General features: G+C 69.2%; 19 protein-coding genes. 10 read left to right on the top strand and 9 right to left on the bottom strand.

Features of this window, described 5'->3' with window-relative positions; all coding sequences use genetic code 11:
* Positions 1–67: 67 nt before the first annotated feature.
* On the top strand, positions 68–517 hold the full coding sequence (gene soxR / locus FV560_RS09810; protein ID WP_159621346.1) for a redox-sensitive transcriptional activator SoxR: 450 nt from the start codon (positions 68–70) through the stop codon (positions 515–517).
* A 108-nt stretch (positions 518–625) separates the two neighbouring features.
* Here the strand turns inward: soxR and FV560_RS09805 are convergent, their stop codons facing one another.
* Entirely contained in the window at positions 626–3,205 is a 2,580-nt protein-coding gene (locus tag FV560_RS09805) for a LuxR C-terminal-related transcriptional regulator (RefSeq protein WP_159621345.1), read from the bottom strand.
* Positions 3,206–3,320: 115 nt separating this feature from the next.
* On the opposite strand from FV560_RS09805, the gene FV560_RS09800 reads away from it, so the two are divergent.
* The 4 genes from FV560_RS09800 to FV560_RS09785 are packed head-to-tail and all read left to right on the top strand — an operon-like array spanning position 3,321 to position 6,356.
* Complete coding sequence (locus FV560_RS09800) at positions 3,321–4,865, top strand: leucine-rich repeat domain-containing protein (RefSeq protein ID WP_159621344.1); 1,545 nt, start codon at positions 3,321–3,323, stop codon at positions 4,863–4,865.
* Complete coding sequence (locus tag FV560_RS09795) at positions 4,862–5,569, top strand: hypothetical protein (RefSeq protein ID WP_159621343.1); 708 nt, start codon at positions 4,862–4,864, stop codon at positions 5,567–5,569. The genes FV560_RS09800 and FV560_RS09795 overlap by 4 nt, the downstream gene beginning before the upstream one ends.
* Positions 5,570–5,589: 20 nt before the next feature.
* The gene (locus tag FV560_RS09790) at positions 5,590–6,186 is read left to right on the top strand and encodes a hypothetical protein (protein WP_159621342.1); all 597 of its coding nucleotides are present in this window, start codon (positions 5,590–5,592) and stop codon (positions 6,184–6,186) included.
* Entirely contained in the window at positions 6,186–6,356 is a 171-nt protein-coding gene (locus FV560_RS09785) for a hypothetical protein (protein WP_159621341.1), read from the top strand. The genes FV560_RS09790 and FV560_RS09785 overlap by 1 nt, the downstream gene beginning before the upstream one ends.
* On the opposite strand, the gene FV560_RS09780 is transcribed toward FV560_RS09785, so the two are convergent.
* From FV560_RS09780 to FV560_RS09770, 3 genes are all read right to left on the bottom strand, one after another.
* The gene (locus FV560_RS09780; protein ID WP_159621340.1) at positions 6,322–6,915 is read right to left on the bottom strand and encodes a TetR/AcrR family transcriptional regulator; all 594 of its coding nucleotides are present in this window, start codon (positions 6,913–6,915) and stop codon (positions 6,322–6,324) included. The two genes, FV560_RS09785 and FV560_RS09780, sit on opposite strands and share 35 nt — an antisense overlap.
* A 5-nt stretch (positions 6,916–6,920) precedes the next feature.
* Entirely contained in the window at positions 6,921–9,917 is a 2,997-nt protein-coding gene (locus FV560_RS09775) for an Ig-like domain-containing protein (RefSeq protein ID WP_159621339.1), read from the bottom strand.
* A gap of 209 nt (positions 9,918–10,126) precedes the next feature.
* Positions 10,127–12,490: an FdhF/YdeP family oxidoreductase gene (locus tag FV560_RS09770; protein WP_159621338.1), complete on the bottom strand. Its 2,364-nt coding sequence runs from the start codon at positions 12,488–12,490 to the stop codon at positions 10,127–10,129.
* 55 nt (positions 12,491–12,545) lie between these two features.
* Between FV560_RS09770 and fdhD the strand changes: the two genes are divergently transcribed.
* The 3 genes from fdhD (at position 12,546) to FV560_RS20665 (ending at position 14,349) form a co-directional block, all read left to right on the top strand.
* Complete coding sequence (fdhD, locus tag FV560_RS09765) at positions 12,546–13,418, top strand: formate dehydrogenase accessory sulfurtransferase FdhD (protein ID WP_235020038.1); 873 nt, start codon at positions 12,546–12,548, stop codon at positions 13,416–13,418.
* 218 nt (positions 13,419–13,636) lie between these two features.
* Positions 13,637–13,873 (top strand): FitA-like ribbon-helix-helix domain-containing protein, encoded by a 237-nt coding sequence (locus FV560_RS09760; protein ID WP_235020046.1) that lies wholly within the window; start codon positions 13,637–13,639, stop codon positions 13,871–13,873.
* Positions 13,870–14,349, top strand: a complete 480-nt coding sequence (locus FV560_RS20665; RefSeq protein ID WP_159621336.1) for a type II toxin-antitoxin system VapC family toxin — start codon at positions 13,870–13,872, stop codon at positions 14,347–14,349. The genes FV560_RS09760 and FV560_RS20665 overlap by 4 nt, the downstream gene beginning before the upstream one ends.
* Here FV560_RS20665 and FV560_RS09750 read toward each other — a convergent pair.
* From FV560_RS09750 to FV560_RS09740, 3 genes are read right to left on the bottom strand one after another with little or no spacing between them, the layout of a single operon-like run.
* Complete coding sequence (locus FV560_RS09750; RefSeq protein WP_159621335.1) at positions 14,294–14,686, bottom strand: hypothetical protein; 393 nt, start codon at positions 14,684–14,686, stop codon at positions 14,294–14,296. The two genes, FV560_RS20665 and FV560_RS09750, sit on opposite strands and share 56 nt — an antisense overlap.
* Positions 14,664–15,944, bottom strand: coding sequence for an MFS transporter (locus FV560_RS09745; RefSeq protein WP_159621334.1), 1,281 nt, complete (start codon positions 15,942–15,944; stop codon positions 14,664–14,666). Before FV560_RS09745 ends, FV560_RS09750 begins: the two co-directional genes overlap by 23 nt.
* The gene (locus tag FV560_RS09740; protein WP_159621333.1) at positions 15,941–16,546 is read right to left on the bottom strand and encodes a winged helix-turn-helix domain-containing protein; all 606 of its coding nucleotides are present in this window, start codon (positions 16,544–16,546) and stop codon (positions 15,941–15,943) included. The genes FV560_RS09745 and FV560_RS09740 overlap by 4 nt, the downstream gene beginning before the upstream one ends.
* Positions 16,547–16,763: 217 nt before the next feature.
* Here FV560_RS09740 and FV560_RS09735 point away from each other — a divergent pair, with 217 nt between their 5' ends.
* Together FV560_RS09735 and FV560_RS09730 are read left to right on the top strand one after the other, a co-directional pair.
* Positions 16,764–16,970, top strand: a complete 207-nt coding sequence (locus FV560_RS09735; protein ID WP_159621332.1) for an antitoxin MazE-like protein — start codon at positions 16,764–16,766, stop codon at positions 16,968–16,970.
* A complete protein-coding gene (locus FV560_RS09730; protein ID WP_159621331.1) occupies positions 16,967–17,290 on the top strand; it encodes a type II toxin-antitoxin system PemK/MazF family toxin in 324 nt (107 codons plus the stop codon). Before FV560_RS09735 ends, FV560_RS09730 begins: the two co-directional genes overlap by 4 nt.
* Before the next feature lie 36 nt (positions 17,291–17,326).
* Here the strand turns inward: FV560_RS09730 and FV560_RS09725 are convergent, their stop codons facing one another.
* The gene (locus tag FV560_RS09725) at positions 17,327–17,521 is read right to left on the bottom strand and encodes a class I SAM-dependent methyltransferase (RefSeq protein WP_159621330.1); all 195 of its coding nucleotides are present in this window, start codon (positions 17,519–17,521) and stop codon (positions 17,327–17,329) included.
* A gap of 343 nt (positions 17,522–17,864) precedes the next feature.
* Positions 17,865–18,755: a LysR family transcriptional regulator gene (locus FV560_RS09720; protein WP_159621329.1), complete on the bottom strand. Its 891-nt coding sequence runs from the start codon at positions 18,753–18,755 to the stop codon at positions 17,865–17,867.
* Positions 18,756–18,822: the final 67 nt, after the last annotated feature.

Genomic DNA, 18,822 nt, shown 5'->3' with positions numbered 1-18,822 from the left:
TTGACTCGATGTAGAGTCGACTTCATCAAGTCCACTTGATGTCAAGCCGCAGGAGGAAGATCGCCCGATGTCCCAGGTGCCCAAGGACGTCGTCTGGCTCAAACCAGGACAGGTCGCCCAGCGAGCAGGGGTTGCCGTCTCGACGCTGCACTACTACGAGTCACTCGACCTCATCCACAGCCGGCGGACCGCAGGGGGCCGCCGCGAATATCGCCGGGACACGCTGCGCGTGCTGGCGTTCATACGCGCGTCACAGCGGGTGGGGATCGCACTCGAGCGCATCAAGGACGCGCTCGATCAGCTCCCGGAGGAAGGGCTGCCCACGAAGAAGGACTGGGCACGCATCTCGCGCGAATGGCGCGACGATCTCAACGACAGGATCGAGCACCTCACCGCGCTGCGTGACCGGTTCTCGAACTGCATCGGCTGTGGCTGCCTCTCACTCAAGTCATGTCCATATTCGAACCCGGACGACATCCTCGGTGCACAGGGCCAGGGAGCGGTCCGGCTGCCATGAGCACGGCGACCGGAGCACCGGGACTGCCACCCACCAGCACCTACTTGCCAGCATGGCCCGCGCTGGGAGGCACGTGGTTGACCGGCGGCCCGGCCCGGCCGGTACCGATCAGGCCTCGGCGCGGTCGTCCCCACCGAGCAACTCGCGCAGTTCGGCCCTGGTGGAGACCCCAAGCTTGCGAAAAGCGGACGCAAGCTGTTTGGACACCGTGTTCACCGAGACGCCGTTGGCTGCGGCGATCTCCTTCGAGGAGAACCGGCGCGCTGCCATCTCGGCCACCTGCAACTCCCGTGCGGTGAGCACCAGGGACCGGTCGGGACCGGCGCGCCACAGCGCGGCCCCAGGGTTCTGGGCGCGGAGCCGATCCGCGGTCGCCCGGAACCGGCGCACCCTCAGCTCACCGAGGTCGGCGTCACCGTCGGCCAGCCCGAGCCAGCTGTCGATGGCGGTCACCACCAGGCCGAGCTCGCACGCCTCGTCGGCCACAGTGCCCAGCGCCTCGGGGTCGCCAGCACGGACCGCCTCGACGTGGCGTTCGAGGATCTGTAGCAATCCGCCGCCGGCGAAGGAGTGCGCGGCATGAAGCACCGCAGCAGCATCGTCCAGCCGGCGCCCGCACCGGACCGCACAGTGGGCGAGCATCCCGGCGAAGTAGGTGTGCTGCACGGTCAGCAGCCACTGGGCGGTCTCGACGAGTAGATCGGCCGCCTGATCGGGCCGGTTGTCGGACTTGGCCTGCCAGGCGTCCGCCCACGCCCGCAGCATGACCACCTTGGGATCTCCACCCGCAGGCTCGGGGACGTCATCGAACGCACGAACGGACTCGGCCTGGCGACCGGTCGTGAGCGCAGCCGCCCCGGTGAGTGCCTGGGCCGCGGGGAGCAGTCCGGCGGGGTCACGCCAGGCCAGGTGTTGGGTCGCGGCAACGGCGAGCTCGTAGGAACGCTCGGCGTCCGCCGAGAGAAGTTCGACGAAACCGAGCGCGTACTCCCAGGTCCCGACGGCCTCGGGCGGCAGCTCGTCGGACGCACCCAGCAGCTCCTCCAACCGGCCGCGGGTGGCGACGACGTCGCCGGTGAACGAGAGGGCCATCACACCAGCAAGCTCGGCCAGCATCGCTCCGCCCGGAGCGGCGAGGAGCACCTCGGCGGGGATCCGGCGTAGCTGGTTCAGTAGTTGCCCGGTCTCCTGCAGCGGACCGGCGATCACGCCACCGACGGCCAGGGTGACCAGCCCCATCGCCTCCTCGACACCACTCGCCTCTGGAACCGGTTCGAGGGCAGGGGCCGCGGCGCTCAGACCTGCCACCGAGGCCCAGCGCCCTGCGGCCAGCTGCAAGGAAGCCTGCTGCTCCGGATCCTTGACCACTGCGAGCGCCTCCCGCAGAACGGCGAGCGCTGCCGGAGCATCGTGATGGCGCAGTCCGAGGTGGTTCGCCCGCGCCCACGCGACCAGCGACCGCTCGGCCGGTGTCTGCACCCGCGCCTGCGCCGCCTCGAAATAGGCGTCTGCCTCCGTGGTACGGCCCAGCACCGAGCATGCCTGGCCGGCGATCCGGAGTGCGCTCGTGCAGGCGTCGTCCTGGGAGAGCACGGCCTGCGCCGCGCGAAGCGCCAGGTGTTCGTCCGAGGCGGCCAGCGCATGCTCAGCCAGGAGCAGCACCGCCTCCTCGTCCATGGCGTGGCCGAGATCGAGGGCGAGCAGATTCGCACGCCGGCCCGCGTCCGGGCGAGGTGCTGCAGCCGGAGATCGGAGCACGTCGATGGCGTCCGCGGTCAGGTCACGCCACAGCGCAGCCGAGGATCGCGACCGCAGGTACTCCCCGTCCAGCGGGTGGCTCGTCCGCAACCATCCGTCGATGGCAGGCTCGATCACGCCGGCGCGGGCGAGCGTGCGGCGGGCAGTCGGATCGACCGCCTCGGCCGGGCACTCGCCGGCAATGGCGATCAATGCGGCTGCCTCGAGCGTCTCCTGGTCGAGCGAGTCGAACCTCACACTGATGAGTTGGGCTAGGCGTGGGGTCAGCGCCGGCTCGCCCTGCAGGTCCCAGCCGTGCTCGGTCTGTACCAGGCGTCCGTCAGCCAGGCTGCCGCGCACGATCTCCCGCAGGTGGAGCGCGTTGCCCTGAGCCGCGGTGAGCACCGCAGCACGCGCCGCGGGCGTGAGCGCTCCCCCGGCGTGCTCGGTAGCGAGTTCGGTCGCCTCGGCATCGCTGAGCTCACCGACACTCACCTGGACCAGCTCGCCCCGGTCGTAGAGATCATGGACGGCGGAGGGCACCGTGTCCATCGACCTGGCGGTGAGCACGGCCTTCACCCGGGAGGTGCCCACGAGGTGCGCCACCACCCACGCCGAGGTCTCGTCCAGGTGATCGACGTCGTCCACCAGCAGCACCGTGGAGGAACGGTGCCGGGAGAAGGCATCGATGACGGCGATCGGTGAGCTCAGCGCCGTCGCCGGCAGATCGAGCACCCCGGCGAAGACACCCAGCGGGATGTCCCGGCCGAGACTGTTCGGCGAGAGCAGCGGCGCCGGCCGGCCCTGCTCGGCGAGCACGGCCGCCAGCGTTCGGAGCAGGTACGACTTGCCGGCCCCGGCTACCCCGGTGAGCACCACCGCTCGCTGGGTGGCCAGCGCCTCCCAGATCCGCCCGGCACCGTTCGAGGTGACCGTCAGAGCGCCCCGCACACCATCCCCTCCCACCCGTCGCACACGATGGTCAATCATTGACCATCGCCGTCTTGTCGACCCTCAACCTATCGTGTTCGACGCTCGTGCAGTCGAAGCTCTCAGGAAGGGTCACATGTCCGTTCGTCACCGAGGAAGCGGGCGCCTACGCCTGGTTCTCGCAGCCCTCCTCCTGCCCGTCGCGGCGCTCACCGGCACCACCGCGGCCCATGCCGCGGAGACCGTCGAGGTCGACGGCGTCACCTATGAGCTCGCTGTCGAGGGGAACCCCGAGGCCGGTGCGGTGGCCGTCTCCTACTCGGAGGCCGCGAACCCGGCCCATCCGGACGTCGCCCTGCAGGACGAGGTCACGATCGGCGGCGACTCGGCTCCGGTGGTCGAGATTGCTCAGGCCGCATTCCGCGACACCGACATCGCATCGGCGACCCTGCCTGCCGGCCTCACCACCATTGGCCCCTACGCGTTCGGCTTCAACGAGCTCACCGCGATCGACCTGCCCGGGTCCGTCACGAGGATCGAAGGCTATGCCTTCACCAGCAACAACCTCACCTCGGTGGACCTTCCCGAGCTCGTCTTCCTGGGACAGCATGCCTTCCGGAGGAACGCGCTGACGTCGGTGACCCTGCCGGACACGCTCACCACGATCTGGGACAAGACGTTCTCGCACAATGAGCTGCACACGGTCACCGTCCCGGCCACGATCACGCAGCTGGGGGCGGGAGCGTTCGGCGACAATCCGGATCTGGAGACGGTGCGATTCCTCGGCGCCGAACCCAGCACCGCCGACAGCCCCTTCGCCAGCGAGCAGAATGAGACGAGCCCGCGGATCGAGTACCTGTGGCGCGAGGGCGAGGGCCAGGCAGCCAGTGGCGGATTCACGTGGCCGACGTGGCACGAGCTGCTAACCTCGCCGCACATCGAGATCCAGTTCAGCGACCCGACGGCGGGGACACCGATGCCGGCACCGCTGCTCCTCCCGCTGGACCAGCTGACCGAGGGAACGCTCTGGACCACTTTGCCCGAGTCGCTCCTGCCTTCTCCCTCACACTCCGACCTGGAGTTCACCGGGTGGACAATCGAGGACGCGGGGACGCCCGAGGACGCGCAGGCGTGGTCTGCCGGGGACCCGATCTACGGTGACGCCATGCTGACAGCGGTCTGGGAGCAGCCCGCTCCCGAGCTTGCCGCGATCGTCGTGCACGCCTCGGCCACCGAGGTCGACGAGGGGGAGAGTGTGACACTCACCGCGGAGGGCTTCGACACCGACGGTCTCTCGCTGGGCGACGTCACGGCCGAGACCACGTTCACCTCCGACGTGGCCACGGACGTGGTGGACGGTGACCAGGTCACGTTCCCCACGGCAAGTGCGCACACGATCACCGGAACGCACCAGATGGGGCTGACGGACGCCGTCGTGATCGAGGTGATCCCGGCAGCCGTCGATCCCGAGCCCACCCCGACGTCGGATCCGACGCCCGCCCCGGATCCGACGCAGACGCCGGAACCCACCGAGACGACAGCCACCGCAGATGGCACGCTCCCCGCCACGGGCGCCGCGCCGCAGCCGCTCGCGGCGGCCGCCGGGCTGACCATGCTCGGGGCCCTGCTGCTGGTGCTCGCACGCCGGCGCGTCACCACGATGACGGAGGCGGGCCGATGAGTGCGCGCACCCTCCGCCGGAGGGTACCGGCGGCAGGCGCACTCGCCATGGCGGCCCTGATGGCTGCGTGCTCCGACGCCGCACCGGCTCAGGAGCCGGGCGACGACCCGGCCGAGACCAGTTCTGTTGCCGAGGACTCCGGTGACACGGAGCAGTCCGAGGACACCGGTCAGTCCGAGGACACCGACCAGGATGAGGACGAAGCTGGCAGCGCCGCGGCGGGCGACTACCTCGACGTCCTCGTCGCCGACAGTCTCCACCCTGACGTCGAGGCCGCCGAACCGGGTAGCGCCTACATTGAATTCGCGAGCGACCGGCTCGACTTCGACGACGTGGAGTGCCGGATCGAGGACGTACCCGACGCAGGGGTCTTCGAGGTGACGGCTCGCGGGGAGACCGGGCTCGGGCCGGCCGAACTGAGGTGGAGCCGCACGATCGGCTCCGGAGTCGGCTGGGCGTGGGAGGACGAGTACGTCAACCTCTCTCTCGTCGGCGGCACGGCAGAACGCGAGTTGAACAGTAACTCCATGGTGACCGCCCAGCGTGACGAGGATGGCGAGACCGAGTGGCTCTCGGGCAGTGGCACCACCCCTCTGGTCCGGCTGGTCGGAACGGAGGCGACCGCCGTCGGAGCGTTCGACGGGACACCCGGCTCGGAGGACCCGTTGGTGGGCGACTTCGTGGCCGCCGTCACCTGCCCGTGAGAATCCTGAGGAGACCATCGATGCGAACCACCACCCTGCGCCGCGCACCGGTCGCCGCCGTGACCGCGGGCCTGCTGCTGAGCGTGGCGGCCTGCACCTCCCCTGCCGCTGACTCCGGTACCGACGAACCCGCCGGGGCCGAGACGCAGAACACGCAGGAAGCGGATGCTCCGGCTGACGATGAGCCGGCAGCCGGGGATGCTGAGAACGAGCCCACCGAGGAGGCCGGCGCGGGTCAGGACGCTGCCGGGGACGTCCTCGGCCTCGTGACCGTCGACGACGTCCAGTACGAGATCACCGAACTGCGCAACTGCGAGCCGCTGCAGCAGGAGATGGTGGAGCGGGAGTTGGAGCTCCAGGGCTTGGGCGAGCACGACGGCGAGCGGATCCAGATCGACGTCTACATCCAGGAGCTCGCCGGAGCTCCCTACAACGACGTCGCATGGTCCGGTCCCGAAGGCGTGTTCGGCACGCAGGAGAGTGCGGATGTCACCCTCGATGCCGGTGGCACCAGTGTGCGCGGCGTGGCGACCTTGCAGGACGCCCTCACCCAGACCGAGACCGTGACGATCGACTTCGATCTGCCGGTTCCGGCCGAGACGATCGCCTGCCGCTGATGCGGGTCTCGGTGCCGTTCTCCGCGACCGGAGCAGTGGCCTTGCTGCTGATCACCGGCACGCCACTGGGGGTGGCGGCGCTGATCGGGGCACTGATGCTGGTCGGCGTGGTGGCCACGCTGCGACGGGCTGAGGCTACTCCCGTCGGTCCAGTGGATCGGGGGCAGTGAGGAGTTGCCACACCAGTTCAGCGGTGCCGTCGTACTGCTCGGCGTAGAGGTGGCGAACCGTCGTCACTGCCGCGATGGTCTCCGCTGTCACCTCGGGGTCGCGCCCGGGAGGCACCTCGCCCGCCTCCTGCGCCTGCGTGATGAGATCGATCAGGACCCGGCGCCAGAAGTAGTGACGCCGCTGAGCCATCTCACGTGCGACGTCGTCATGGCCGACAGCGGCGATCAGTTCGGCGAGAAGCTGCCGGTTGCGGCGCCGTGCCTGCGGGTCGTCGATGCTGGTGAACACCAGATCCACGAACTTGCGCAGGGTCAAGTCCTCCGGGAGATCGGTGATGGGTGCCGATTCCATCGCGTAGGCATCCAGGATGAGGTCCCGCTTGGACGGCCATCGACGGTACATCGTCGCCTTCGAGACCCGGGCCGCCTTGGCGATAGCGTCCATGGAGACATTGCCCAGCCCACGATCGGTGATCTCGTCGAGGAACGCCGCCAGGACCCTGTCCCGCACTGTCGGGTCCGGGTGGGAGCCGCCGCGCGAGTGGGGTGCGTCGTCCATGGCGGTCAGTGTCCCATGCGCTCCGGGTGGAAGCGGTGGCGACGCAGGGCCAGTGCCAAACCACCGGTGAGCAGCAGCATGGGGACAGCGATCACGCCCAACGACGAGACGCCCGTGCTCGGGAGCCCGTCATCGGTGCCGGCCGGAGTTTCAGTCGTTTCAGTCGCCGGGCCGCTGCTCGGGTGCTCGTCGCCCGGATCTGCGCCGGTCGGGCTGGGATCGTCGGTGGCGGTGGGATCGATGCTCGGGTCCTCGGTCGGCGACGGGGTCTGCGCCGGTAGCACCTCGATCCGCACCTGGGCCTCTGACGGGCCCTCGTCAGGCAAGGGTGAGGGCGGTGCGCGCAGGTCTGAGACGCCGAAGGTGAACTCGTCGTCCCCAGCGAAGCCGAGATCACTGATGTAGGTGAACGTGCCGTCGGGCGCGAGGTCGAGCGTCCCGTGCTCCGGTGGCGCCACAACGCTGAACGTCACCGGATCGTCGTCGGCGTCGGTAGCCGAACCGGTGAGATCTCCGGAAAGACGTTCGCCGCTGATGACCGAGAAACTGGCATCGTTCGCGATCGGTGGATCATTGACCCCCGTCACCTCGATGGAGATCGTGGCCGGCTCGGTGGTGAACCCGCCGGCGGTCGCGGTGGCCGTGAAGGTGTCCGTGCCGAAAAAGTCCGGATCAGGGACGTAGGTGAAGGCACCGCTCGGGTCGAGCTCGAGGCTGCCGTGCTCGGGTTCGCTCACGACGGCGTAGCTTGCCTCCGCGGCCGCCGCACCGGAGGCCGCGGTCGCCAGGCCGGACGCCTGGTCCCGCACGAGCGTGCCGTCCTCGGCGACCGTGAACGAGGCGTCCACGAGCATCAGGTCCACCGCCGTGGTGACCGATACCCGCCAGGAGGTCAGCGCGCCGCCGTCGCCGTCATAGGTGTCGTCGATCGTGAGCGTCCACGGGCCGTCGGCCGGCAGGCCGTTGCCGACGAACTCCTCGGTGAAGGTGCCTGCCGAGCCTCCCGCGCACGTGGTCGGTGCATAGCGGCCCGAGGAGATCGTCGGACCCGCAAGTCCGGCGGCGGCATCGGTGAACTCAAGCGTGAGGCCCTCGATGTCGTTGCCGGATCCGCAGCGGTTCAGCAGGTCGAGCGAGCGCCCGCCGGAGGCCAGGCTGATGACGAGGTCGGCCGGGTAGGTGTGCTGGAGCCCGAACAGCGTGGCGGAGGCGTCGACGATCGAGCTGGGAGCGATGTCCGGCGCAAGCGAGTTGCCAGGGTCAGTCATCGTCAGGCTCTGCTCGACGATGCCGGAGTAGGGAATGCTCATACCGCGGCCGTCGTCGGCGACGTAGGTCACCCGGTTCGGGCCAGGCACCCCGTCGACGACGACGACCACGGTGGTCTGAGTGGATGCGGTGTGGATCTCGAAGGTGTCCAGGCCGGTGAACCCGTCGGCCGGACGGTAGGCGAAGCTCCCGGAGCCCGCGTCGAAGGTCACCGCACCGGTGGTCGCGGAGTCGTCGATGTCCGTGATCTCCGCGACCGGGGCGTCGATCGCCACCGCCGTGGCAGACCCGTCGACGTGCAGCGGAGTCTGCGGGGTGGTGCGGAAGACGTGCGGCGCCGGCTCGGCTGAGGGGGGCACCGCCACCTCATCGACGGTGACCATCCGCAGGAGCCAGCCCGCCACCGTCCCCTCGCCACCGGGGCCGTCGTCGTAGAGGTAGAGCTCCCAGTCGCCATCGGCCGGTTCATCGGTCAGCGGACCGAATCCGACGGCTGTGACCTCGCCGATACCCGGCTGGGCGCTCGTGGGGAAGATGCAGCGCTGGGGCGCGTAGGTGCCGCTGGTGAGCTCGCCGGGCGTTCCGGTGAGGTCATCCGGGAGGGGGACGCCGCCGTCGGCGAAGGTGATATCGCCCGAGATCCAGTAGTCGTCGCCGCAGTTGTCGGTCAGTGTGGAGGCCGTGCCATCCGGCGTTTCGACCGCGGCCATCACGTGGCGCAGCAGCTCATGCTCGAACCCCACCAGGGTGATCTCCGCCTCCGCGACCACCTGCGCGCCGCCGTCGACATCGATCGCGGTCGAGGTGGGCGAGGAACCGATCGAGCCCCCCGCCCCGAGCGCGAACGGGGTGGTCGAGGCCGCGATCCGGGTGGTGCCGCCCTCGACCCCAGAGGGTGCGACTGTGAGGTCGACAGTGAACGGGGTCCCATCGGAGTCAGTGCCGCTGAACACATCGGGGCCGGAGTACCCAGCATCCGGGGCGTAGGTGAAGCCGCCAGCGCTGACGTCGAGGCTGAGGCTGCCGTGGCTGGGTGGCGTGGTGACCGTGAATGGCGCCGTCAGGGTGGGACGGTGGTAGAGCAGTGAGGCCGAGGCGTCGACGACGAGCGGGTTGTCGAGCCCGGTGGTGTAGGCGATCTGTGGCGCCTCGCCGATGACGAGGTCCAGCGTCCAGCTCTCGAGCGACCCGGTGGCCGCCGACTGCACAGTGAGGGTCCAGGTGCCGTTCGGGTCCTCGTCGACGAACTCGGCGAACTCCGTGGGCAGAGTGCCAGTACACACCGTGGGCTTGATCGGCTGCGCGGCCACCGCGAGGGAGGTGAACTCGTAGATCGGCGTACCGCCGGAGGCGAAGTGCAAGTCCAGGTCGTCCACACCGGAGCTCCCCGAACACGAGCCGAGCAGCCCGACCTCGGTCCCGTCCGGGGAGGTCAGGCTGATCTCGAGGGCGCTCGGATCGAGGTGAGTGAGGCTCGCGATGTGCACCTCGACCGAGCGCACTGTCCCGCTCGCTCCGCTGACCTCGACCGATGAGGATTCGGGACTACCGGGGTTCAACACGAGCTGTTCGGTTGAGGTCTCCGAGATGGTCGTCTCAGCGACCGCCTCACCGGCAGGTGCCGTCAGCAGGGCTCCCGCCAGCGCAACCGTGGCAGCGACGGTCAGTGCCGCGCGGGATCGATGGGATCGGGCGGAGCCGGGCGCGGCAGGGGGCACGACAGATCGCGTCATAGCGGGCACGTTACCCCAGTTGAACGAAACCGTACAGTTTCACGACACGACGAATCTCGCACCGAACAGGAATTGCTCGTCGATCTGGCTAGTCCCGCCATTTCCGGGAAGCCACCCAGACTGTCTCTGGTGCACCAACACGACCGCCGCCAGCCACAATGACGAGCAACGTCGGCGTGGCCCAGCGACCAGATTGACGAGCGATTGTGCTACCGGCTGCGCTCCAGCCGCACCACCACCGACTTCGACGCCGGTGTGCGGGAGGTCTTGGCATAGGAGTCCACCGGAACCAGCACATTCGTCTCCGGGAAGTACGCCGCGATGCACCCGCGGGCAGTCGGATAGGCGACCGCCCGGAACGCCTCCGCCCGGCGCTCGGTCCCGCCGAACTCCGAGATCAGGTCGACCATGTCCCCATCGGCCAGCCCTCGCTCGGCAAGGTCATCGTCGTGCACGAACACCACCCGCCGCCCGCCGATGATCCCCCGGTACCGGTCATCCTTGCCGTAGATGGTGGTGTTGAACTGATCGTGTGAGCGGATCGTCTGCAGCAGCAACCGCCCCTCGGGCACCCGCGGGTACTCGAGCACATTCGCCGTCATCACCGCTCGGCCGCCGGGGAGCGCGAAACTCCGGCTGTCCCGCGGTGGGTGGGGCAGCACGAAACCACCCGGGGCGTCGATCCGCTCCTCGTAGTCCTCGAACCCGGGCACCACGCGCGAGATGTGCTCCCGGATGAGCCGGTAGTCGGCCTCGAGCGCCCGCCAGTTCGCCTGGGGCACCCCGCCCGGGAACTGTCCCTTCGCCCCGGAGACGCTGCTTTTCCCGGCGGAACCGTGGCCCACTGAAGGCCCGTTGCCAGCGCATGCCCCGCCGTCGAGAAGCGGGCTGAAAACTCGCTCGGCGAGCCTGCAGACGATGCTCACCTCGGAGAGCACGTGCGCCGATGGCGGCTCCAGCCGCCCCTGCGAGGCGTGCACCGCACTCATGGAGTCCTCCACGGTGACCCGTTGCGGACCGCTGGCTTGCACATCCCGGTCCGTACGTCCGAGCGCGGGCAGGATCAGGGCCCGCCGCCCCGTGACCACGTGCGACCGGTTCAGCTTCGTGGACACCTGGACCGTCAGCGCCATGCGCTGCATCGCGGCCTCGGTCAGCGCAGTGTCGGGTGTCGCGCGCAGGAAATTCCCGCCCATCGCCATGAACACTCGCGCCTTGCCGTCGCGCATCGCCTCGATCGCGGCCACGGTGTCGTATCCGTGCTCACGCGGCGCGATGAAGCCGAACTCCCGATCCAACGCCGCGAGGAAGGACTCGGGCATCTTCTCGAAGATGCCCATGGTGCGATCGCCCTGCACGTTGGAGTGCCCGCGCACCGGGCACACACCCGCCCCCGGTTTTCCGATGTTGCCCTGCAGGAGCAGCACGTTGACCACATCGCGCAGCGTGGCCACGGCGTGCGGGTGCTGCGTAAGCCCCATCGCCCAGCACACCACGGTGGCGTCGGAGGCGATCAGGCGCTCCGCGAGCGCCTCGATCTGCTCGCGGGTCAGCCCGGTGGCGGTGAGCACCTCGTCCCAGTCGAGGTGACGCACCTGGTCGGCATACGCGTCGAACCCAGCAACCGAATCGACGAGGAATTCGTGATCAAGGGCGCCGGCCTCGATCAGCAACGCCCCGAGTGCTTGGAACAGCGCCTGGTCGCCGCCGAGGCGGATCTGCAGGAAGTCATCGGCCAACCGGGTGCCACGAGTCAGTCCGCGCACGGTCTGCGGGTTGTGAAAAGTACCCAACCCGGCCTCGGGCAGCGGGTTGATCGCGACGATCACCGCCCCGCGGGCCTTCGCCTTCTCCAGGGCGGAGAGCATCCGCGGATGGTTCGTGCCCGGGTTCTGCCCGGCCACCAGGATCAGCTCGGCGTTCTCCACATCGGCCAGACTCACGGACCCCTTGCCGATGCCGATGGTCTCGCTCAGCGCCGCCCCGGAGGACTCGTGGCACATGTTCGAGCAGTCAGGGAGATTGTTCGTCCCCAGGCCACGGACCATCAGCTGGTACAGGAAGGCGGCCTCGTTGGAGGTGCGCCCGGAGGTGTAGAAGATGGCCGCTTCCGGTGCCGCGGCGAGCAGCTCGGAGGCGATCAGGTCGAAGGCGTCGTCCCAGGAGATCGGCCGGTAGTGGGTCGCGCCCTCCTCCCGCACCATCGGGTGGGTCAGGCGACCCTGCTGGCCCAGCCAGAAGTCATCTCTCTCGGCCAGGTCGGCAAGGGAGTGCTCGGCGAAGAACGACGGCGGAACGCGCCGCCGGGTGGCCTCCTCGGCCACCGCTTTGGCCCCGTTCTCGCAGAACTCGGCCGTGTGCCGTTTCTTGGCCTCGGGCCAGGCGCAGCCGGGGCAGTCGAAGCCGTCGGTCTGGTTCACCGCGAGCAGCGTCTTCGCGGTACGCACCGGCCCCATCTGATCCAGTGCGGATTCCATCGCGTGCAGCACGCCAGGCACTCCGGCGGCCGATTGCTTCGGGTTCCCGACCCGGAGTTCGGACTCGTCGATCCCGTGCTCTGGTGCTCGTGCCATGGTGCCTCCCGTACCGTTGCCGTGAGCCTAACGTCAGGAGGTAGTAGTGGCCCGGGTGAGCACGCGGCACCGTACGCTCCAGATCCAGGCCGACGGACGCCGTCGGGAGCGCACTGAGTACCTCGCCGGCGAGCAACCGTTGGAGTTTCGGGTGGGCGGGCGCTCGCTCGCGGTGACGATGCGCACCCCGGGGCACGACTTCGAGCTGGCAGCCGGGTTCTGCGTGAGCGAGTCGGTGGTGCACGAGCGCGCACAGATCGCGCAGATCGGGTACGGCCCGGGCGTGGACGAGCACGGGCAGGCGACCTACAACATCGTGGACGTGACGCTCGCGCCCGGGGTCGCGCCGCCCTCGGCGAGTGCCGAACGGTCGGTGTACACCTCCTCCTCGTGCGGCATCTGCGGGACGTCCTCGATCGAGGCGGTCACCAAGGAGTCGGCCTTCGCAGCCCTCGACGGCGACCCCTCCCAGGCACGCCTCTCACCTGAGGTGCTCCTCACGTTGCCGGATGCGCTGCGCGCCGGGCAGTCGCAGTTCGAGCGCACCGGTGGCACACATGCGGCAGGTGTCTTCACCGCGGGCGGCGAGCTGCTGTGCCTACGCGAGGACGTGGGCCGGCACAATGCCGTGGATAAGGTTGTCGGCTGGGCGCTGCTGGCGGATCGGCTGCCGCTACGGGGCGCGGTGCTGCAGGTCTCGGGCCGGGCGTCATTCGAGCTGGTGCAAAAGGCGCATCTGGCGGGGATCGAGACGCTGGCCGCGGTCAGTGCCCCGAGCGCACTGGCGGTGGAGCTGGCGCAGGAGTCGGGCATGACGTTGATCGGGTTCTCGCGGGGGGATCGGCTGACGGTGTACACCGGCGCCGAGCGCATCGCACCGGCCGTAGGTTCCCCTGGTAGCCCGAGCACCCCCGGCGCTCCCGAGTAGGTGCCACCAGACGTCGCCGTGTGCCGCGCGCGGCGACGATCCTTGACACCCACCGCTCGACGGCCACCGGGTAGGTGCCGATTCTCGTCACTCTGTAGACCGTCACGCGACGAGGGGTGACACCTACCGACCGATGACCGCCACGCAGCACTGTGGACAACCTCTCGCGCATGCACTGCATGCAACCTAGGATGAGGGTGGAGGTGAGGGCCGTGAGCATGATGACCATCCGACAGCTCGACCCGTCCGTGAAGCGGGCGTTGCAGGAGCGGGCTCGGCGCCACGGGCGGTCGATGGAAGCTGAAGCACGGGAGATTCTGACCGCAGCCGTTGCTGCCGTTGACGAGCCGGAAGGGCTCGGCCAGGCCATCCTTCGTGAGTTCGCCGATGTTGATACTGAGGACATCCCCGCGTTCGGTGAGGACCGGCGGCCACCGCGTCTGGTCGAACTGTGATCGTCCTCGACACCAACGTCATCTCGTACCTGATGCGAAGAGACCCTCACGTCACGCGGTGGCTCGGGACCGTCCCACCGGCCGAACTCCGCACCACGTCAATCACGCGTGCCGAGATCTTTGCCGGACTTGAGTCACTCCCTGACGGACGGCGTCGGACTGATCTCCTCGCGCGGGCCGAGCGCTCCTTCACTAGCCCCCTGGGCCAGGGCCTCCCGTTCGATGATCCCGCCGCCGATCACTACGCTCACATTCTGACCAAGCGCCGTCGCCTCGGGAAGCCCATGAGCCACGAGGACTGTCAGATCGCAGCGATCACCCTCAGCCGCGGCGCCCGATTGGCGACGCGAAACACGAAGGACTTCGACGATTGCGGACTCGAGGTCATCAACCCCTTCGCCACGTCGCGCCAAGGCGACGTCATGCCCGGTGCGCTTCGATCGCCGCCGCCACGAAGTAGGCCCACTCGCCACTGAGAGCGGCCGGGATGGCGGCCCAATCCTTGAACTCCTTCGACCCTCGGCCTGGGGCGAAGCGGGTGGCACCCGGCAGCTCCATCGCCTCAGCGAACGCCGCACTCCCCTGGCCGAGCCGGATGCCGAGCATGCCGTCGTCGAGGCAGGCGATCATCGTGCCCTCGAAGCGCAGCATCGGCCGGCCCATCATCACACCGCGCGTGACCTCAGTGACGTGGTCCGCGAGCGCCTCGAAGTCATCCAGACCCGCTCCGGCGAATCGCGCGCCGGGCCGCGGGTCGGCGTTCGGTTCATCGGCCCCGTCGGGTCCCAACTCAGGTGGCTGCTGGCGTGACATCGGACTCCTCGGCGGGCTCCGCAGGCTTCTGAGCAGGATCCGCGTCCTCCTCGGCGGACTCCGCTGGCGTCGACTGTACCCGCCCGGCCAGCAGCACCACCGAGCACACTCCGAGCACCACACCCGCGACGATGAGCAGCACCCGGTAGTCCACCACGGTCACCAACGCCGCCCCGGCGGCGATCGAGAGGATCTGCGGCAGCGTCATCGAGATGTTGGTCGCCGCGGCGGTGCGGCCCTGCAACCGGGGCGGCGTGAGCCGCTGCCGCGTGGTGATCATGGCGACCATCATCCACGGAATCACTGCCCCGGCCACGAGGATCGCGACGACGGCCGCGGGCAACAGGGGCAGTCCCACGACGTCGACCGTGAATGCCACCGACGCCAGCCCGACGACCGCCAGCGATGTACCAACCGTCCGGGCCGGGCCCCACCGCCGCAGCACCATCGCCGACGTCACACCGCCGACGATCGCACCGGCCCCCTGCAGGCTCATCAGCACCCCGAAGAACGCCGGATCCATGCCCAGTCCGTGCTCGACCACTTCGAACAGCACGGTGTCGAAGAGCCCGATCACCCCGAATGCGGCCGCCACCACGATCACCATCCGCAGCAGCAGCGGCACCGAGCGCAGGTGCTTGAAGCCGGCGACGGCGTCTGCCCAGAAAGTGCTCCGCTCGCCGTCGGGATCGGACTCGGCGACCGGTACCGAGGCGATCAGTGCGGCAGTCACCACCAGCAGTCCCGCGACCCCGAGGCCCAGCGCGGGGCCGCCCCAGAGCACGTACAGTCCGGCTCCGATCGCCGGGGTGAGGATGCGCAGCCCGTTATCGACCGTGGAGAGCATCGCATTGGCCGAGTCGAGCTGATCGTCGGGAAGCAGGTCACGCAGGAGCCCCGACTGAGCGGCGCCGTTGAGCACGCCGAGCGCGCCGTAGAGCAGCGTGACGGCGTAGAGCAGCCACAGCATCTCCGGGCCGTCGATCAGCACCAGCGAGGCGGCACCCCCGGCGGCCACGAGGTTCGCCGTCACGATCAGCGGCTTGCGGCGGACCCGGTCCACGAGCAGCCCGAGCAGCGGCGCCAGCAGCGAGGGGAGCGCGAGGGCGAAGAACACCAGTCCCGCCGCACTGGAGGATCCGGTGAGATCTTTCGCCCACACAGCCAGGGTCAGAAACAGGGCACTGTCAGCGAGGTTGCCGACAGTCCAGCCGCCGAGCAGGCGGCGGAAGAGGCGGTGTTGCAAGAGCGTCTTCATCGGTCGTCCTTATCGGTCACGTCGCCCTCGGGAGTAGCGCCCTCGGGGTCCTGCGCGGGTTCCACCAGGTAGGTGGCCGTGAACAGGCGGACCGGGCGGCCGCCGTCGGGGCGCAGGTCGGGCTGATCCCATCGGGGCACGTACTCGCTCACGATCTCCCCGATCCGCTCGGAGATGTCCTTCGCCTCCTCAGGGGTGAGGTGCAACGTGGCACCCGTCGTACTCAATGCGTTCTTCCATCCCGACGGCGCAGCTCGCCCGGCCGCACGGCGCAACCGTTCGGTCTCCCATTCCAGGAAGGATGACTCCAAGGCGCGGGCGGCGAGGTCACGTTCGGAGCCGTCACGCTCGCCCGCGGACCAGGACTGCTCGATGTCGATCACGCGCCACGGGCGATCCCGGCCGGTCGCACCTTCGACCCGCTCGATGTAGCCGTGCTTGGCCAGCGTGCGCAAGTGGAAGGAGCAGTTCGCCGGCGTGGAGCCAACCAGTTCCGCGAGCTCGCTGGCCGTGGCGGTGCCCTCGATCGCGAGCCGCTCGAACAGCTCGATCCTCAGGGGGTGGGCGAGGGCGCGCATGGCACCGGGGTCGTTGATCCGCATACCCCGACTGTAGACGTGCAACATATCTTTCGCAATAGTTCTTTCACGTTGCCGGTCCGTCGCCTCGCAGCAGGCCTCCCCGACGCCCGGGCGCGCCTCCACGGGTGGACGCGGGGTTCTGCGGCATCCGCCTCCAAGTGCCGCAAACAACCAGCGTTCGCACCCGTCGGGCACGGAATCGCTGTCCAGCCCGGGTCGTAACATGTAACATCGAAGGATGGCAGTCAGGGAGCGTGTGTCCGAGTACCGGCGCCGCATGCGGGAGCGCGGCTACCGGCCGGTGCAGATCTGGGTGCCAGACGTCCGCAGCGAGGTGTTCGCAGCCGAGGCAGCACGCCAGTCGGCCCTCGTCGCCCAGGCAGATGCTCACACCGACGATCAGGAGTTCATCGAACAGGTCTCGGTCGACTGGGACGAGGAGTGAACCGCGGCGAGATCTGGACCGTGGCGGGCGGCGTGTATGCGAGCAAGCCGAGGCCGGCCCTCATTGTTCAGGACGACGCGTTCGCCCAGACCGGCTCGGTGACGGTGTTGCCATTGACGACGTCCCTGACCGATGCACCATTGCTGCGGCTCCGGTTGCGATCCGGCGAGGCGGGCCTCACCCGGCACAGCGAGATCATGATCGACAAACTCACCACGGTGCGGCGATCCAGCGTCGGCACACGCATGGGCCGCGTGAGCACCGAGCGCCTGGTCGAGATCGAACGAGCGCTGATGGCGTTCCTCGGGATGGCTCGCTGACGTCGATCACCACTCTGGCCCTTCCCGGGCCGGCACTCATTTCGTGGCCAGCAGGCTCACGCTCTTGACGCCATACGTCTGTGTGGCGCCACGTGCCGAGTCGGAGATGAACTGGTAGGGGTTGACCTTCATGACGGTGATGGTCAACCCGGCATCCTGGATCGCCTGCTGGTAGCGCTCCTGCTGCGCTGCACCGCCGATGCACGCAGCCCAGAGTTCGACGTTGCCCACGATGTCATCCACCAAGTCCCGTTCGGTGACGATGTCAGCCAGGGCGAGCCGGCCCCGGGGCGCAGCACCCGGGCCGCTTCGGCGAAGACCGCCGCTTTGTCGGGCGCCGGTCGCCGACACCGGTGTCGGTGCCGGTGCCGGTGACGCCGCCCCCTCTCGAAAATCAAACGTCGATCTGGCTACTGACGGCCAACCAGATCGACGACGGATTTTGCGAGGGGGTGGGCCGACCGCCAGATCGACGACGGATTTCGTGAGGGGGTGGGCCTGCCGCCAGATCGACGTTTGATTCCAGAGGGCGGTCCCGTTTCGGGCGGAGACTCAGCGGCCGAACAGGCAGGGCTCAGCGGCCGAGCACACCCCGCAGGAAGTCCTCGGCCGCCGCGGGAAGGCGGGCACCGCGCCGCCAGACCGCGTGCAGATGCCGCCGCAGATCCACCTCCGGAACGTCGATCTCCACCAGACGACCATCGCTGAGCTCAGCCCCCACCGCGAGCGCCGAGAGCACTGCGGGATACCCACCCGAGGCAACCTCCACCTTCACCGCGGCGTTCGAATCGAGTTCGAGGACCGGCTGCACCGGCTCCCCCAGTGCCCGCGTGAGCGCATCCCTGGTTCCCGACCCGTCCTCGCGTGAGGCCAGCGCCATCCCGACGAGCTGGTCGCGGGTGAGTGGGCGGCGCCGCCGGGCCAGCGGGTGCTCCGGGCCGACCACCAGCGCCAGCCGGTCGGTCCCTACCCGCCGCCGGGCCAGGTCCGAGGGCACCGTGGGCGATTCGATGAATCCCAGATCGATCTCCCGCGAGCGCAGCGCCGCGATGACATCGGCGGAGTTCATCACCCGCAGCCGCACCGGCCGCCCCTCGCTGCGGCGCCGGTAGGCGGCCAACCACGCCGGCATGAGGTACTCCCCTACTGTCTGGCTCGCAGCGACCACCAGCTGCGCATCGTGCTGGGAGGCGAGCGCCCGGGCTCCGGTGACCAGCACGTCAGCGGCCTCGACGACGGCGCGCGCCCAGTCGGTGACAGCCCTTCCGTCGGGCGTGAGTTCAGCACCCCGGCTGCGGCGTTCCACCAGCTCCAGCCCGAGGCGCCGCTCCAGGTCCTTGATCCGCGCACTGGCCGAGGGCTGACTCACCCCGGCGGCGCGTGCAGCCGCTGAGATGCTGCCACGATCGGCCACCGCGACGAGCAGGCGCAGCATGTCGAGGGTGACATCGCGGGCCACAGGCATAGTTTCAGGCTATACCCATCTAGGAATCTGGTAGGTAGTGGACGTGCGCCGGCACCGGCACCATCGA

Source organism: Ruania rhizosphaerae (assembly GCF_009805705.1).
Lineage (GTDB): Bacteria > Actinomycetota > Actinomycetes > Actinomycetales > Beutenbergiaceae > Ruania > Ruania rhizosphaerae.
Note: the sequence above shows the minus strand (reverse complement) of the source record. Positions and strands in the feature narration are given on the sequence as shown.